Genomic DNA, 15,594 nt, shown 5'->3' with positions numbered 1-15,594 from the left:
AACCCCTTTTTTGTAAATAACATATTTTGGTATTATCTACCATACTTTTCCTTTTCAAATTCAAGCAAAGCTAAAATCTTGCTCTCTAAACTTTTCATTATAATTTCTTCATCTTCTTTTTGATGATCATAGCCAAGTAAATGCAGCAATCCATGAACTAACATGTGTGCAGTGTGAGTGAGGATAGATATACAGTACTCATGAGACTCTCTTTCTATTGTATCTACTGCAATTGCTATGTCTCCTAGATCACATTCACTAGATAACTGTTCGCATGGAAATGATAGTACATTAGTTGGCTTATCTATTTCTCTAAACTTAAGATTAAGTTGATGTAGCAAGTTATCATCAGCGAGAGCTATTGATATATTTGGTTTATAATGATCTATTTTTAATTCTTTTAGAGAAGCATTAATAATATTTAATACAAAACTCTGTGGGTCCTTCGTAATACTATGCCACCTCTTATCAAGAATGCTCACTTCTAACATTCGCTCATCCTTATTATTTCATTCCACTCAGTCTCTAAAACTGGAGAAACTGATAAACGTGATTGTTTTAATATAACCATATTTTTCAAAAGTGGGTTTTGTTTTATACTGTTTAACGTCACTTGGTTACTTAAAGGTTTCAAAAATTTTACATTCACTAGTCCAAATTTGGAATTATAAACATGATAATACTCCTTTAATACTTCAACTATTCCAAGTATAACTCTCTCTTTACCTGTATGATAAAAAAATGCAAGATCGCCTAATTTCATAGCTCTCATGTAATTTTGAGCTTGATAATTGCATACACCATTCCACTGCGTCACCTGCTCCTTTCCCATTTTTTGCCACGAGTATTCACTTGGTTCTGACTTTAGTAGCCAAAATTGCATTATTTTTTTCTTCTTAAATAAGCTGGTATATCATAAACATTGCTGCCCCACTTAACTCTTTCATTTGTTTGCTCAGTTGAAGCATATTCTTTTGTTTCTAATATTGGAATTTGATTATAAGGCCATTTAAAATTTTTTTCCTCTGCTGGGATCTTGTTTTGATTAACAGATGAATTGTCGTTACAGCTATCAATGCCAGTTGCAAGAACAGAAACTCTAACTCTTCCTTCCATCGCCTGATCAAAAGTAGCACCAAATATTATATTTGCATTTTCATCCACTTCTTCACGCACTCTATTTGCTGCAGAATCAACTTCAAATAGAGTCATATCTCCACCACCAGTAATATTAATCAATATTCCTTGTGCACCTTTCATTGATACATTATCAAGTAATGGATTAGATATCGCAGCCTCTGCAGCACTAATTGCCCTATCTTCTCCTTCTGCCTCTCCAGTACCAATCATTGCTTTACCCATCTCACTCATTACTGTTTCTATATCAGCAAAATCAAGATTAATCAGTCCTGGCATGATCATCAAATCAGTTACTCCTCTTATGCCAATATGTAGAACATTATCGGCGAGTTGAAATGCGTCAGCAAATGTAGTTTTCTCGTTAGCAATTCTAAATAAATTTTGATTGGGAATGACAATAAGTGTATCTACGTATTTTTGCAACTCTTCAAGTCCAAGCTCTGCAATGCGCATACGTCGCACACCTTCAAAACCGAACGGCTTAGTTACAACTCCAACAGTCAGTATCTTTTTTTCTTTTGCTCCTTTATCTTTAACTACCGCTCTTGCTTCTCTGGCTGCTTTTGCAATTACCGGTGCAGCACCTGTTCCAGTACCACCACCCATCCCTGCTGTGATAAAGAGCATATGGCTATCTTTTATATGCTCCATAATTTCATCAATTGATTCTTCTGCTGCACCTTTACCAACATCAGGCAAAGCACCAGCACCAAGGCCCTTAGTTAAGTTAATACCAAGTTGAATTTTTTTATCACATAATGACTTCTCTAACGCTTGAGCATCGGTATTTGCTACAACAAAATTTACTCCTTGTAAATTGGATTGAATCATGTTGTTCACAGCATTTCCACCAGCACCACCCACTCCCACAACGGTAATCCTTGGGTGCAATATGGGTAATTCTGGTAAACTAAGGTCAATTGACATTTAAATTTTACTCAAATATTAGTGAATTCACTTGATAACAAGTTACTGCTTTTTTAACAATATGCAAACATTTTTCATTTTGACATACGCAAACAGTAAACAAGATTTACTTATTCTTAACATTATTAATCAGTAGATGTAATAATTATAGACTTTCAAATAACACTACTTAAGATGCAAAAAAAACAGAAAGTACTTGTAAGTAAAAAAGGACAGAAGCCTGTCCTTTTTGTTGAAAGCATAATTTATACAGAGCGAGTTTGCGCCACGCAAGAGATTACTTTAAGTTCACCAATCTTAGTTTCTGGTTTTTTAACATCGTCTTTTACTATTGCTGATATTTTGTCGATGTCGCCATTGAGGGCTTTAATTTCCTCTGATTTACCACTGTTTTTATATGCAAGCACAGGTGCAGTTATTAAAGCTGCTACTGCAGCAAGAACTACCAAACTAGCAATGAGTGGATGAGCAACTGCAAATGCAGACATTGCAGTAATAGCAGGACTAACGAGTGTTGCAGCTTTTGTTCCAACTGTACCAACAAAAGTTGCATAAGCTGGACTTAAAAAATAAGCAGCTGTAAGTGAAGTTACTAGTGCAATTGCTGCAAAAGTAGCAGCTGTTTTATACGGGTGATGACATACATATTGCCAATTTGCGTTAGCAACTCCTTTAGTTACATTCAAAAACCCATTGCCATTATTCTTCCACCCTTTTTCATTAGCGACCCAGAAGGAATCATTTTCTAAAACCTGTAATGTCATAACTCTACTCCTAAAATATTAAAATTTCACTAATGGCAGTATATGGCAAAAAAAGTTTTCTGTCAAGCAGATTAATTTATTTATACATTCTTATTCTGTAATTCAGCGCTTCTGAGATGTGTGCTCTTTTTATTTCCTCACTTTTCGCAAGATCTGCAATGGTTCTTGCGACTCTTAATACACGTGTATAGCCTCGATTGGAAATGTAATTTTCTTTCAGTACGTATTTTAGCAATTCTAACCCTTCCTGATCTGGTTCAGTGAATTTATTTAATGCTTCACCACTGACTTCTGCATTGCAACGAATATTAAATTTACTATAACGCTCAGTTTGAATTTTTCTCGCTGCTATCACCCTTCCTCTTATAACCTCGGTACTTTCTCCCTCCACAGAGATTTCAGGAGAAAGTATGCTAACGTTTGGCATTTCAATGCATATGTCTATTCTATCAAGCAAAGGTCCTGATATTTTGTTTTTGTAATCTGTGCCGCATTTTGGAGCTTTGTTGCACGATCTACTTGCATCACCTAAGTAACCGCACCTGCAGGGATTCATTGCAGCTATAAGTTGAAAATTAGCTGGATAAGTAATGTGAGCATTTGCACGTGCAATAGTTACCTTTCTATCTTCAAGTGGTTGGCGTAGAGAATCAAGCACAAGCCTTGGAAATTCAGGTAGCTCATCAAGAAATAACACACCATTGTGAGCCATGGTGATTTCCCCAGGCTTTGCATTTTTTCCTCCTCCTATCATCGCTGGCATGGAGCATGAATGATGAGGTTCACGAAAGGGACGAGTTACTTTAAATGTTTCGTTACCGGCTTTTGTTATGCTAGAGATAATATTAACATCAATCATCTCCTGCTCAGTCAAATCAGGTAATAGCCCTATAAATCGCTTAGCAAGCATTGACTTTCCAGTACCAGGAGGTCCAACAAGAAGCATATTGTGTCCACCTGCTGCTGCAATTTCAGCTGCTCTTTTTGCAACAACTTGACCTTTAATATCCTTTATATCTGGAACTGAATTTTTTTCTTTGGGCGCAGCGCTATAGTTAAAAGTTACCGGCTGAATTAACTGCTCACCCTTAAAATGTCTGATAATATCGGTTAATTTCTCTATAGCCAGAATAGAAACATTCTTTACCCATGAAGCTTCTACTCCATTTCCCCTTGGGCAAATTACTCCTTTATTTACCTGTTTTGCATTGATTGCTGTTGGAAGTACTCCTGAGATTGGTATGACTCTGCTGTCTAGTGCAAGCTCGCCCATGATTATATAAGACTGAACTTTTTCAACTGGTATCACATTCATTACAACAAGTAATCCAACAGCAATAGCTAAGTCATAATGACTACCTTCTTTAAGCAAATCCGCAGGGGAAAGATTAACCGTAATCCTTTTTGGAGGTAACAGAAGATTGATTGAATTTAACGCTGCTCTGATACGCTCTCTGGATTCTGCAACAGTTTTATCCGGCAGTCCAACAATATTGACTGCTAGTACAACATTGCATAATTCTATTATGGCTACTTTGATCAAAATTTGCAAGATTTTTTATGCGAAATACTATGTATAAGTGGTTGTGGTTGATTTCAATTTGATGAATCAACATTCTAATAATATTTTGTTTAGTCTGCCAATCCACTTGATCAAGCTTTGACTCAACGCTTGAGGAAAAGTTTTTCAAGCTATCTGTAACAAGGCTCAATTCTTGTTGTAGTTTTTTTTGATCAATCGTTCTTTCTTTCTCTTCTTCAATTTCTTTCAAATGCTGTTTCATTGTTGTGATTCTTGGTTCAAATTCTTCTTGGCTTATAAACCCTTTGGCATAGCTATCAATAAATTTTTTGATACTTAATCTTAGCTTACTTTCTTGCTTTTCACGTGTTTGATTATGTAAAGGTTTTTTGTTCTCTGATAATCTACGTTGATATTCATTTGCAATCCTATCTGGCTCTTTCAAGATACTCTTGACTTCTTCCCATATAACTCCATCTAATATATCAGTGCGTATTGATTTATTATCGCAGATTTTATTGCCATTGAATTTGCTAGAGTTTGTACCAGAGCAACGATAGTAATAATATGTCGACTTTTTATGAACGTGGTTTGTACCACAATAAGTATATTGACAACGTTGGCATACCATTAAACCTTGTAATAAATATGTTTCTCTTCTTTGCCTTACTCTTGCTCTTTGTCTATTTTCAGCTAATTGTGTTTGCACTGAATCAAATAAATTTTCATTGATTATTTTTGGTACTGGAATATAAGTCCAGTTCTTTTTATCACTGTTAAAGCGACCACTTTTAAGTTTACCACAAGTTCCTTTTTTTGACTTTTTTACTTGTGGTTTTGAGCATGTCCTAGTTTTACCATAAGCTGCTTGTCCTATATAAGCAGGATTTTTTAACATGTTCCAAATAGTGCTCCTTTTCCAATACCTTTTTCCTGTTCGTGTTATTACCGGTATCTTATTCAGTTCATGTACAACTTCTCCTATACTTGCTCTTTCTTGGCCAACCCAACTAAATATTTTACGCACTATATTTGCCTCTTCTTCATCAACCTCAAATTGAGCACTTCCTTCACCTACGTGTTTTGCTATGTAGCGATAACCGTAAGGCGCCCTACCCATCACACTTATACACCCAGCTTTGGCCGCATGAAGTTTACCTCTACGGTTTCGTTCCATAATCTTTGCACGTTCATACTCTGCTATTGCTCCTTGAATCTGTAGAAATAAATGGGAATCAGGATTATCATCAAACTTATGATTCAAAAATACTATTTCAGATCCAGCCTTTTTAAACTCTTCGAGTAAGATCATTTGATATGAAAATTTCCGTGATAGCCGATCAGGTGAATGAATGTATATCTTATCAATCTTACCTTCTGCTACTCTATCACGTAAACTCTCTAAGCCAGGACGTTCTAAGTTTGATCCACTGTAGCCATTATCGATGAACCTATGCTCATCTAATAACTCATGTCCATCGCTACTAATGCGACGCTCCAATTCTACAATCTGACTCTCTATCGTATTCTCTTGTGCTTGTTGTCTTGATGAAACTCTTGCATACAAGCTTACCGTTGTCATTTTCTTTCACCTCCTTAGTTCTATATTTCAATAATTGTTCATAAGCATCTGCCAAATATGTACCCGCTAACCTATGAGGTTCATAACGGCAATAAATAGTTAAATCCCCTTTTTGCATGTTTTTCTTCCTGTGAATTTTCTAATAGGTTGGGAGAATTCTTATCAACAGCTAAAAGAAAACTTTTACCATTTTAGACTAAACCAATGGATACCTTATTCAAGGTAGCTGTCTAGTTCACACAAATTCTCCCTAATAAATATACAAGATTTGAAAAAATTATGTCCAAAAAATCTTTGCTTAAATTATCATATTATATATGATATAGCTTATTTAAAGTATCATGAATGTTTATCCAAGTAATGAATTCTGGGAGAGTGATTTAGAAGTTCCTGTTAACCTCTTACTAGAACGTTTTCAGGATTCTAATGTACGTCAATCTTGGTTAGATTCCCTTTCTGGTAAACAACTTAGCATCATTTTTCAGCATTGCTTTAAAAATCATTTAAATGGGCAACTTTTTCAGGACGGAAATTATGACGATAGATCCACTCAACAAAAACGTAAGATACTTACCAGTTACTCTGACTCTCTTTTTGACTATTATCTCATTAGCTACTTTGATCGTACAAAACTTGAGGCTACAGTTAGTGAAGTAGCAAGATTTGCTCTGACTGAGAAGTTAATGAGATCGTACCTGGTAAAAAACAATACCAAGTATGATAAAAGATCCTTATTGTTTTTACTATTTCACATAAATTGTGAACTTCTAAAATCTGTCTATCACTTTGATAAAGTACAAAAGAAAGGTTTCGTATCATTTGCTTTACAGAAATCACCAAGACAAATACATACTTCATTTAAGGAATTTATGTCACGAGAAGCCGTAGAGCAGATACTTAAGGATGATGACCAGTTGCAGGGTTTTTTCCATCATCAAGATCGAATATATATGTTTGTACGTCGAGGAAGTGACATGGATTTACTGCTTAATTCAAACAAAGTTGTTCATGGTCATAAACCTGAGTGGATGATTTTAGACTTTTCTCTTGATGGCACTCAGGTTAATCTCTGTGCTAAAAATACTAACAAGGCTGTGGAAATAGCAAATAGCATTGTAAGTGGGTATTTTGACTGCGAATGTACTTTTGTAAGTATACAAGATAAGAACTTTCCATTACAAGTGAACAAATTTCTTCAAGCATGTATAGATGGTTCTGACTCTGACATTTGTATATTTGAGTTAAATTTTAAGTCAGATTATTTTAAAAATAGTAATACATATCTTACTTTGAGTGTAAAGCCATATGATCCTATTGCACCAGAGTTACATATTTTAAAGCCAGCTATTGGCAACATACTACAATCTATTCAATCAGCTAAAGTAATGTTCCAAAACAAAAAGGTAACATTTTCTTTCAAAATAAGTGGGGAAGTTTATTATTCAGAGCATCCACTCAATAAAAAAGAAAGAGAGGACCTGAAGAAACATATGGAACAATCTTATGGTCTTAAAATTCTTTCACGAGCAAATTGCTGATCTTTTAAGTTCAAATAGTTCTTGGGTAAATCCAAGCCAAAATCATATTAAAGCAGCAAGATACTTATTTGATCTTGGATGGATAAAAATGCAAGAAAGGTATTATATTGTTTGTTCTCGTGAGGAAGATCGTCTTGATTGGCCAAATGTAGTTGATCCAAGTTGTAGTAATGAGATTTTTATTGATTCAGACTTTGATGAAGCATGTGATGACGCTATTTGTGAAAACTGTTCTCGTCATATTTTACCTAACACTTATCAAAAACAGAGATTTCATCTCTTATCCATATACTTAAATACAGAAAAGGTCATAGACTGGTTTGAAACAAAGTTGAATGATTCAAGACTTATGTGGGAAAAAGTGGAACAAGGAGTTTATTATATTTGTAATCAAGGTCGTATTGTAAATCTAATAATCCTTGATTTTTGTACTGATGCGATATTTTTAACTATAGATAAACTTAGAGTCCACCCTACAGTTCTCATCACTCTAAAAAAAGATATACCAAATCTATTACTGAATCTATATGTAGTGCCAATGGTGAAACTGTTTTGTCAGCTTAAGACTGTAACTGAGATATTCCAAGAAGCAGCTAAAAAAGGAGTACCAGAGGTAGTAGAAAATACTTCTTTGCAAGTTTTACCAGCTTCATATATTTCGCTTAAACGTGTTGAACCAATTGTGCCAACAAAGCTTCTGGAGTTACAGGTAGTTAAAGGTATGGTATATGTTAATAGTGTTGAAGTTATAAATAAAAAAGCTGTATCATGTCTTAATATTTTTCGAATATTGTTCAAGCAATTTTTACATGACTGTGAGAAAGAATTACCACCTGAAAAACATAAACTTCTCAATATTAACCAGTTAGAAAAACTCTTGGGACTTAGTTTAGAAGCAGATTTAGAACAACAGATCAGAAAGCCATTAAATAAAATGCAAAGAACAATCAAATCTACACTTGCTGAGAAATTAGGATTAAGTATTGAACGTGATGATGTAATACAAACCCTTGGTTGGCAAAGATCATCATATGGTTATCGTATTAACCCTTTTACTTTGACTATAAAAAAATAGAATTTCCTGATTTTAAAAATTTTCAGCTCCATGAGTAAATTTTCCAACTCCACGTGCAAATGGTCCTGTTTTTACATCAAGCCATTTATCTTCTTTTGAACCATTAGCCATTCCTTTAACTATTTGCTTTGCTTGTAAAAGCTCTTGAACTATACGCTCTAGTCTATCCCTTCCCATACTATGAAAAACTTCAAGCAATCTATGTCGTTGTTTATGTATGCCTGCACTTCCTGTATGAGTAAATGGATGTCCTGAACTAGCAGCTCGCGCAATTGAGTCAATAAGATATATTTTTAGATCTTTATCGCTAATATTTTGAGCTTTTAATTGTTCAGTAATGTCTTCCAATAGCCCTGTTTCTTCATTTCTCAGATAAGTTCTCTAATTGCATAAAAGTCAACAATAATTTTTTGTATCATGAAAAATATTTTTTGATGTAAAATTCAGCTCTAATACAACCTTTTATTTATTATTGTATTATCTTATTCAATCAAAAGAGGTTTTATTGGCAATAAAAACATCAACACTAATTTCCAATTAATCTCTTTTAAACTATGTAGCCAATGAATATGTGGATAAATACGTCCACACAAACTTAAAGTATTTATCCACATATTCATTAAGCTTATAAAAACTAAGGTATCATTCTTTTCCTCTATAGTCTTAATGATTTTACATAAGTTAAAAGTAGCATGCTTCCATTGTTCTCTCCGCGGTCTAATATGGCTAATTCATATTGTAGCCAAGCCGCACTATACTTGTTAGGCGGAAGTGGACGGCAACATGTACGCCACGAAGTCTATGCTTCAACTTATCCTCTTGCTTATCCCTTCCATCGGCATTGCTATCTTTACTTTCAGTAAAATTATTGTTTTATACTTCTTTAGTGTTTATTGATAGCAAAACTCTTTTCTATCGATTAGCATCTTATGCATAATCACGGCTAATTTTCTTGCTACTGCAACAATTGCTTTTTTCATGCCCTTTTTCTTTTTAAGCTTCAATCCCCAGCTTCTTAATTTAAATGTCCTTTTACATTTTACCAGTAAGACCTGCGCGGCTTCATATAACATATTCCTACAGTCCACTGGTCCCATTTTTGATATACTTCCGTGTCGATCAATCTCACCAGAAGCGTACTGTCTTGGACTTAATCCCATATAGGCTCCAACTGTATAAGATGTTTCAAACCTATGCAGATCATCTATTGCAGCTTTATATGTCATTGCTACTATAATACCAACTCCTGGAACAGTAGTTAATAATTTACAATCCTCATCTTTTTTGCTTTGTTCTGAGAGCATTTTATCAAGTTTTCTTATTGATTCTTCTATTATTTCTAAACTATGTACTAATGATTCAATTGAGGTTTGGCTAATTTCATCTAGATTATTAACCATTTCTTGCACTTTTAAAGCAAAGTTTGCAGAACTAAGACGTTGATTAACTTTTATCCCGTATATTTTCAGTAATCCCCTTATTGTTCCCGCAATTTGCTCTCTGCAACGTATTAATTGTCTTCTGCTTCCAAGTATTATTTTAACCTGACAAGCTTCGTCTGATTTTACTAATACCTCCTTAAATAGCCCAACTCTCATCATTTGTGCTATGCCTCTTGCATCATTTTTATCATTCTTATTGATTCTCGCAGATAATGCTGCTGCCATATGCCTTGCATCTACACAAGTTACTGGTAATCCAAGATTCCTCAACTCTTTGCACATCGATATTGATAATTGCCCGCTTTCTATTCCTATGGACTCGTATTTTTTGTTTTGACCAAGCAGAAACTCAGCTATTGCACTGCTTTCACTTGCAACAACCCCTTCTTTAACAATTTTTCCTTTCTCATCAATGATACTAATAAAAGTTTCTTTGAGTGAGACATCTAACCCGCTATAATGTTTCATGAGACTACTCCTACTGTAAAAGTTTAAATTATTCTTGAAGAACTAATTCATTGAATTTGTTACTTCGTGCTAAAATAATGGAGTATGTCTCTCCATCATTCAATAGCAATTACAGTATGTGCTTTCAGTCTGTGTAAGCGCACTTATCTGTGTGATTCATATAGGTTATTACAATAAAAATGTAAGATCAAATAGAAATTTGTACTTGTGATAGTTTATATACCTTATTACAATTATGGTGGGAAGTATATCAACAATAAAAGCCGCAAGTAAATGGACTCTAAAGTTAAGCTACGCCTGAATTGGGTAAACCTATATAAAAAATTAGGTCATGCAGGAAGAGTATGTCAGCACTATAATATTTCACGCTTTACCTTACGCAAATGGTGTAAACGTTACAAGGAGTTTGGTGAAAAAGGATTAGAAAATCTTAGTAGCAGGCCTAAAACCTCACCTTTACAAAAAACCAATATATCTAGTGATCAACTTATTCTCCACTTAAGAAAAACTAGAAAATTAGGAGCAAGACGTATTCAAACTGAATTGAAACGTTTACATGATCTCTCTTTTTCATTGGCTACTATACACAAAGTTTTCAAAAAATATGATGTAAGTCTTTTACGTATTAAACGTCATTACCGCAAACAAATAAAGCGTTACAACTGTAAAGTACCAGGAGAACGTATACAGATGGATGTATGCAAAATAGCTTCTGGACTTTATCAGTATACCGCTATAGATGATTGTACACGTTATAAAGTTGTTACATTGTACCCAAGACGTACTGCAGAAAACACTCTAGATTTTCTTGAACAACTAAGAGAAAAAATGCCATTTCATTGTCAAAGAATTCAAACCGATAGAGGACAGGAATTTTTTGCTTATAGGGTGCAAGAATATTTGAAAAAATGGAAAATCAAATTTCGTCCTATCAAGCCATTTTCCCCGCATTTAAACGGTAAAGTGGAAAGAGCTCAGCGTACAGATTTAGATGAATTTTACAGTAGTGTTAACATCAAGGATCCTGACCTACAAATTAAACTCAGAGATTGGGAAAACCATTATAATAGACAACGTCCTCATAGCTCTCTTCAAGGGAAAACTCCATGGGAAAAATATAAAGAGCTAGAAAGTACAATTCCTTGTTTAAGTGAAGTGCAAAAAAATTACATTCCGTCAAAGGAGCCTTTTGTCATGCAAAATTACAAGCATGATCAAAGATTAAAGTCAATTCAAAAACACAACGTTACTTAACTATTTAAAATTCAGACTTAATCTGACAAATCAGTTGTTATGACCTATATGAATCACACAACTTATCCACAACTACACTAATTTTCAATCTAAGCAGCTTTAGGGCTATATTCCTCAGTAAAAACCCTGCCATCTCTGATTAAAGAGTTAGCAAGGATAAGTAATTTTCTCATGGCAGCAGTAGAAGCAACTTTATATGGTTTTTTGTATTGATCGTATAGCCTATCAAAGAAGATTCTTATATAAGAATTGTACTTTTGTGCACTAAGAACACACATATGTAAAACTGTTCTAATCTGTGATCTACCACCTTGAATACATCTTTTTCCTTTACTAAAACCACTATCTCGATTAAAAGGTGCAACTCCAGAAAGGCTAGATATTTCTTTATGTCGGAGAGTTCCTAATTCTGGTAGATAACAGATCATAGTAATAGCTAAGATTCTACCTGCTCCTGGCATACTAGTTATTGATATGTATTTTTCTTTAAGCTCTTGACTTTGCTCAATCAATGTTATCATCTCGTCTTCTAAAACTTGAATTTGACTTTGCAAAATGGCAAGTAGTTCTTCCATTTGTTTGATTATGGATATATCAGTTACTTGATGAGCTTGAGTTTTTTGTATTTTTGCCATTTCCACTAATTGATTTCTGCGAGATAACTTTTGCTTCAAACTGTCAATATTACTAACCTTTAAAGGAGTAACACGCATATCTGTATTATTGATATAACGTGAGATGATGCTGCAGTCTATTTTATCAGTTTTAGTAGCGATACCAAGGCTTTTTGCATAATCTCTAACCCATCTAGGTTGAATAACATATACTTCGAAACCATGGCTTAGTAAAGTATAAGCACATAATTTTTCGTACCCACCAGTTGCTTCAAGTCCAACTTTGGTTACATTATGCAAACGTAAAAAGTCGAGTATTTGATCAATAGCTTGAACGTCATTTTCAAATACTTTATAATGTCCAAGTGGATGAATGTGGATATCTAGCTTATTTTTGCTAACATCAATGCCAGCAATGATATTTGATGAATTCATAATTCCTCCGTAAGAATAATATAATACTGCATTTTCCACCCTTATATACGAGCCTAAAAACTCAATCAGTTGTTCGGAACTATTCAGTATATAAACAGAGAAGAGAACCTTGCTCCAATACGGTCCCTTATGACCAAGATCTATGACGGTTCCTCTTCTCTATACATCTTTATATTACTACTTCTTAATACTTATAAAGACTTGTTTTTAACATATAAGATCACTGTGAAGAAGCATTGCCGCATTTTTGTATAAGTGGAAGCAGAGATGTATTTATAAACGGAAGACCTGTCTGTAGGCAAGGAGATAGTTTGAGTGAAGGAAAAGTAATGACTCAAGGGTCGAAAGCAGTGTTTGCAAATGGCAAAGCGATTGCTCGTACTGGTGACCTAATTTCCTGTGGAGCAATAGCAGAACAAGGAAGTAACAATGTCTTTGCAGGGTAAATAATATGCGTGGTATGAGTTCTGAAACTGGCAAAAGAATCAGTGGTATAGAGCATTTAAAACAATCAATAGTTGATATTTTAACTACACCAATTGGTACTCGTGTTATGCGCCGAGATTACGGATCAAGATTATTTGAGCTGATTGATCATCCAATTGTACCTGGTTTTGCACAAGAACTTTATGCAGCAGTTGCAGAAGCACTGGAAAAGTGGGAGCGTCGATTTAAGCTTAAACGTGTACAAGTAACAGAAATTAAAGAAGGCAAAGTAACTCTCATTTTAGAAGGAACCTATCTACCAAATGGAGAGCCGATCCGCCTTGATGGTATTATAGTATAAGGCAGTAGAATGAAAACACCAAATATTGTCGAAACATTAAAATTTGAGGAAATCCTTTCGCGAATGAAAGAAGAGTTAATGCGTCGAGATGCAAGTTTTTCTGCGCTAACTGAGAGTGATCCAGCAATAAAAATCCTGGAAGTGGCAGCCTGGCGTGAACTACTTCTTAGGCAAAGGATTAATGATGCAGCACAGGCAAATTTACTTGCTTTTGCAAGAGGTAATGACCTTGATCACTTGGCTGAATTTTATGGTGTGCTGAGAAAGGAGTCAGAGAATGATGAATCCTTAAGAAAGCGGGTAAAAGCCAAAATTGTTGGTTGGTCAACAGCAGGAAGCAAAGAGCATTATCGTTATCATGCATTATCTGCTGACACAAGAGTAAAAGATGCGCAAGTGGTATCAACTATACCAGGAAGTGTACAGATTTCAATATTTTCCACAGAAAATGATGGAGTACCTTCAGAAGAATTGCTAGAGATCGTCAGAAATCACGTTATTCGCGATGATATTCGTGTATTAACAGATACGCTTACAGTTATTGGCTGTGGTATTATTCCCATTACTATTCATGCTAAAGTGCATATTTACCCTACTGCATCCAAAGATGTTATCGAAGCTGCAAAGGAACAATTTATCAAAGATCTTGAATCTGCTAAAGGTTTAGGGTGGAATGTTACCAGATCATGGATTATTGCCCACCTCTTTATAGAAGGTATGCAGAATATAGAGCTTACAGAGCCGATAGAAGACATCGTCGTGCGAGATAATGAATGCGTTACTTTAAATAATTTAAGTGTTAGGTAAAAATTGGTGATACTTCCTCCAAATGCTTCAAAGCAAGAGCAAATACTTACAGACATAATTAATTATTCTTTTGATGCAAATTCTCTACGGGGATTTAAAATTAACCCACAGACTGAAATGTTGCCGTGGCTAGTAGCGGAATACGGCTTGGGAGAAATTTTATCCTGGGGTAAGAAAGCTACTAAGAGTGCATTAAAAGAATGGGTCTCAGCTAAGCAAAACGGAATAAGATTTCAACGTTTGCGCGGTACACCACAGTCACTGAAGATGGCGCTGAAGTGGGCAAACATTGATAATATTACCATTCAAGAAGAACCACCAGGAGAGCATTTTGCTGAATTTCAAATTGGCATCTCTGATGTTCCTAATGACTTTTTTGTCGATAGTGTAATTGCTCTGGCAAAACTTTCTGCACCGGCAAGATCTCGATTAATGCGAATATTCAATGACTATTATAATGCTCAGCGATTTATGTTAGATGAAAGTATTTTTGGAGATCTTCTTTCAGACTACTCAGGTGTAAAAATAGCAAAAGAAGGACCAGTATTATCGTTTGGAAGAAAAAACTCATTTGAGCTGAAAATAGGAAATCCAAGATTTAAATTTGGCACTTTTAGATCACATTATGATAGAAGTTACAGTAATGATTTATATAGGTTAGATGTTGCAACATTAGGAGAGAAAGAGCCTCACACGAAGAATTACAACGGTACATATGAAAGAAATCATGAGTGGTACAACTTAGAAGCACTATATCCTCTACCACAGAGTTTATTGCCAGAAATTAAGTGTGCTAAAGCATTAATAGTATTGTCAGATAGTTGGAATTTAGGGGATATCAATGCTTGTTTTGCATCAACTACTTATGAAGAAATAGAGCATACACTTCACTTAAGTGAAGATAAACTTTCTGAGCAGATTTGGAATTTTCAACGTACACCAATTTTAGAGCGATTTAGTATAACTTATTACTATGAAGCGAAGAATTTTACTGATCAAAAAATAATAGAGTCTAATTTAGTGGAATATCATGTTGATTGTCAAAATGATTCAGATTCAAAACAGAAAGATCCCATTCATGAGCTAGAAAATTACGTAGCAGCATTCTATTCAGGTATGGTTACTTGGCATGAACATCGCCACTTAAATCGCCCTTGGAAAGATTTTGATCCTATTATTGCAAAAAAATTGGACGTTTTTTCTACGGATCTTGTATATACATAATATCAACTGCACAAT

15 protein-coding genes and 1 pseudogene are annotated in these 15,594 nt (G+C 34.7%); 7 read left to right on the top strand and 9 right to left on the bottom strand.

Annotated features, from left to right (window positions below; all coding sequences use genetic code 11):
• Positions 1–32: 32 nt before the first annotated feature.
• The 6 genes from ybeY to AAHF52_RS03325 all read right to left on the bottom strand — a co-directional run bounded on the left by ybeY (position 33) and on the right by AAHF52_RS03325 (position 5,935).
• Positions 33–491 carry an rRNA maturation RNase YbeY gene (gene ybeY, locus AAHF52_RS03350; protein WP_007302008.1) on the bottom strand — a complete coding sequence of 153 codons (459 nt, stop codon included), beginning with the start codon at positions 489–491 and terminating at the stop codon, positions 33–35.
• Positions 485–883: an EVE domain-containing protein gene (locus tag AAHF52_RS03345; protein ID WP_019236656.1), complete on the bottom strand. Its 399-nt coding sequence runs from the start codon at positions 881–883 to the stop codon at positions 485–487. The genes ybeY and AAHF52_RS03345 overlap by 7 nt, the downstream gene beginning before the upstream one ends.
• Positions 883–2,067, bottom strand: coding sequence for a cell division protein FtsZ (gene ftsZ, locus AAHF52_RS03340; RefSeq protein ID WP_019236655.1), 1,185 nt, complete (start codon positions 2,065–2,067; stop codon positions 883–885). Before ftsZ ends, AAHF52_RS03345 begins: the two co-directional genes overlap by 1 nt.
• Positions 2,068–2,312: 245 nt before the next feature.
• Positions 2,313–2,831, bottom strand: coding sequence for a hypothetical protein (locus tag AAHF52_RS03335; RefSeq protein WP_264376912.1), 519 nt, complete (start codon positions 2,829–2,831; stop codon positions 2,313–2,315).
• A gap of 76 nt (positions 2,832–2,907) precedes the next feature.
• Positions 2,908–4,374, bottom strand: coding sequence for a YifB family Mg chelatase-like AAA ATPase (locus AAHF52_RS03330; protein WP_342068499.1), 1,467 nt, complete (start codon positions 4,372–4,374; stop codon positions 2,908–2,910).
• Entirely contained in the window at positions 4,304–5,935 is a 1,632-nt protein-coding gene (locus tag AAHF52_RS03325; protein WP_342068498.1) for a recombinase family protein, read from the bottom strand. Before AAHF52_RS03325 ends, AAHF52_RS03330 begins: the two co-directional genes overlap by 71 nt.
• Positions 5,936–6,276: 341 nt before the next feature.
• On the opposite strand from AAHF52_RS03325, the gene AAHF52_RS03320 reads away from it, so the two are divergent.
• Positions 6,277–7,473: a hypothetical protein gene (locus AAHF52_RS03320; protein ID WP_264377181.1), complete on the top strand. Its 1,197-nt coding sequence runs from the start codon at positions 6,277–6,279 to the stop codon at positions 7,471–7,473.
• Positions 7,439–8,548, top strand: coding sequence for a hypothetical protein (locus AAHF52_RS03315; RefSeq protein ID WP_264377180.1), 1,110 nt, complete (start codon positions 7,439–7,441; stop codon positions 8,546–8,548). The genes AAHF52_RS03320 and AAHF52_RS03315 overlap by 35 nt, the downstream gene beginning before the upstream one ends.
• A 12-nt stretch (positions 8,549–8,560) precedes the next feature.
• On the opposite strand, the pseudogene AAHF52_RS03310 reads toward AAHF52_RS03315, so the two are convergent.
• Together AAHF52_RS03310 and AAHF52_RS03305 are read right to left on the bottom strand one after the other, a co-directional pair.
• A pseudogene (locus AAHF52_RS03310) lies at positions 8,561–8,929 on the bottom strand (hypothetical protein); the annotation flags it as partial.
• A 509-nt stretch (positions 8,930–9,438) separates the two neighbouring features.
• The gene (locus AAHF52_RS03305; protein WP_214303242.1) at positions 9,439–10,458 is read right to left on the bottom strand and encodes an IS110 family transposase; all 1,020 of its coding nucleotides are present in this window, start codon (positions 10,456–10,458) and stop codon (positions 9,439–9,441) included.
• Between the two features lie 273 nt (positions 10,459–10,731).
• Here AAHF52_RS03305 and AAHF52_RS03300 point away from each other — a divergent pair, with 273 nt between their 5' ends.
• Positions 10,732–11,712: an IS481 family transposase gene (locus tag AAHF52_RS03300; RefSeq protein ID WP_342068486.1), complete on the top strand. Its 981-nt coding sequence runs from the start codon at positions 10,732–10,734 to the stop codon at positions 11,710–11,712.
• Between the two features lie 89 nt (positions 11,713–11,801).
• On the opposite strand, the gene AAHF52_RS03295 is transcribed toward AAHF52_RS03300, so the two are convergent.
• A complete protein-coding gene (locus AAHF52_RS03295; RefSeq protein ID WP_264688607.1) occupies positions 11,802–12,761 on the bottom strand; it encodes an IS110 family transposase in 960 nt (319 codons plus the stop codon).
• Positions 12,762–12,997: 236 nt separating this feature from the next.
• On the opposite strand from AAHF52_RS03295, the gene AAHF52_RS03290 reads away from it, so the two are divergent.
• Genes AAHF52_RS03290 through AAHF52_RS03275 form a run of 4 tightly spaced genes read left to right on the top strand, consistent with a single transcriptional unit; the run spans position 12,998 to position 15,579 of the window.
• Entirely contained in the window at positions 12,998–13,207 is a 210-nt protein-coding gene (locus tag AAHF52_RS03290; RefSeq protein ID WP_264377170.1) for a PAAR domain-containing protein, read from the top strand.
• 5 nt (positions 13,208–13,212) lie between these two features.
• Entirely contained in the window at positions 13,213–13,548 is a 336-nt protein-coding gene (locus AAHF52_RS03285) for a GPW/gp25 family protein (protein WP_264377169.1), read from the top strand.
• A gap of 9 nt (positions 13,549–13,557) precedes the next feature.
• Complete coding sequence (locus tag AAHF52_RS03280; protein ID WP_264377168.1) at positions 13,558–14,355, top strand: baseplate J/gp47 family protein; 798 nt, start codon at positions 13,558–13,560, stop codon at positions 14,353–14,355.
• 6 nt (positions 14,356–14,361) lie between these two features.
• Entirely contained in the window at positions 14,362–15,579 is a 1,218-nt protein-coding gene (locus AAHF52_RS03275) for a phage tail protein (protein WP_264685156.1), read from the top strand.
• Positions 15,580–15,594 lie beyond the last annotated feature (15 nt).

It is taken from the genome of Wolbachia endosymbiont (group B) of Melanargia galathea (assembly GCF_964030625.1).
In the GTDB taxonomy this organism is placed as follows: domain Bacteria; phylum Pseudomonadota; class Alphaproteobacteria; order Rickettsiales; family Anaplasmataceae; genus Wolbachia.
The sequence above is the reverse complement of the archived record's forward strand: the minus strand, read 5'-3'. Positions and strand labels throughout refer to the sequence as shown.

Coding starts and splice junctions, on each gene's coding strand:
- AAHF52_RS03345 (WP_019236656.1), bottom strand. CDS start 883: ATGCAATTTTGGCTACTAAAGTCAGAACCAAGTGAATACTCGTGGCAA.
- AAHF52_RS03305 (WP_214303242.1), bottom strand. CDS start 10,458: ATGAAACATTATAGCGGGTTAGATGTCTCACTCAAAGAAACTTTTATT.
- AAHF52_RS03320 (WP_264377181.1), top strand. CDS start 6,277: ATGAATGTTTATCCAAGTAATGAATTCTGGGAGAGTGATTTAGAAGTT.
- ftsZ (WP_019236655.1), bottom strand. CDS start 2,067: ATGTCAATTGACCTTAGTTTACCAGAATTACCCATATTGCACCCAAGG.
- AAHF52_RS03285 (WP_264377169.1), top strand. CDS start 13,213: ATGCGTGGTATGAGTTCTGAAACTGGCAAAAGAATCAGTGGTATAGAG.
- AAHF52_RS03325 (WP_342068498.1), bottom strand. CDS start 5,935: ATGACAACGGTAAGCTTGTATGCAAGAGTTTCATCAAGACAACAAGCA.
- AAHF52_RS03300 (WP_342068486.1), top strand. CDS start 10,732: ATGGACTCTAAAGTTAAGCTACGCCTGAATTGGGTAAACCTATATAAA.
- ybeY (WP_007302008.1), bottom strand. CDS start 491: ATGTTAGAAGTGAGCATTCTTGATAAGAGGTGGCATAGTATTACGAAG.
- AAHF52_RS03335 (WP_264376912.1), bottom strand. CDS start 2,831: ATGACATTACAGGTTTTAGAAAATGATTCCTTCTGGGTCGCTAATGAA.
- AAHF52_RS03315 (WP_264377180.1), top strand. CDS start 7,439: ATGGTCTTAAAATTCTTTCACGAGCAAATTGCTGATCTTTTAAGTTCA.
- AAHF52_RS03280 (WP_264377168.1), top strand. CDS start 13,558: ATGAAAACACCAAATATTGTCGAAACATTAAAATTTGAGGAAATCCTT.
- AAHF52_RS03295 (WP_264688607.1), bottom strand. CDS start 12,761: ATGAATTCATCAAATATCATTGCTGGCATTGATGTTAGCAAAAATAAG.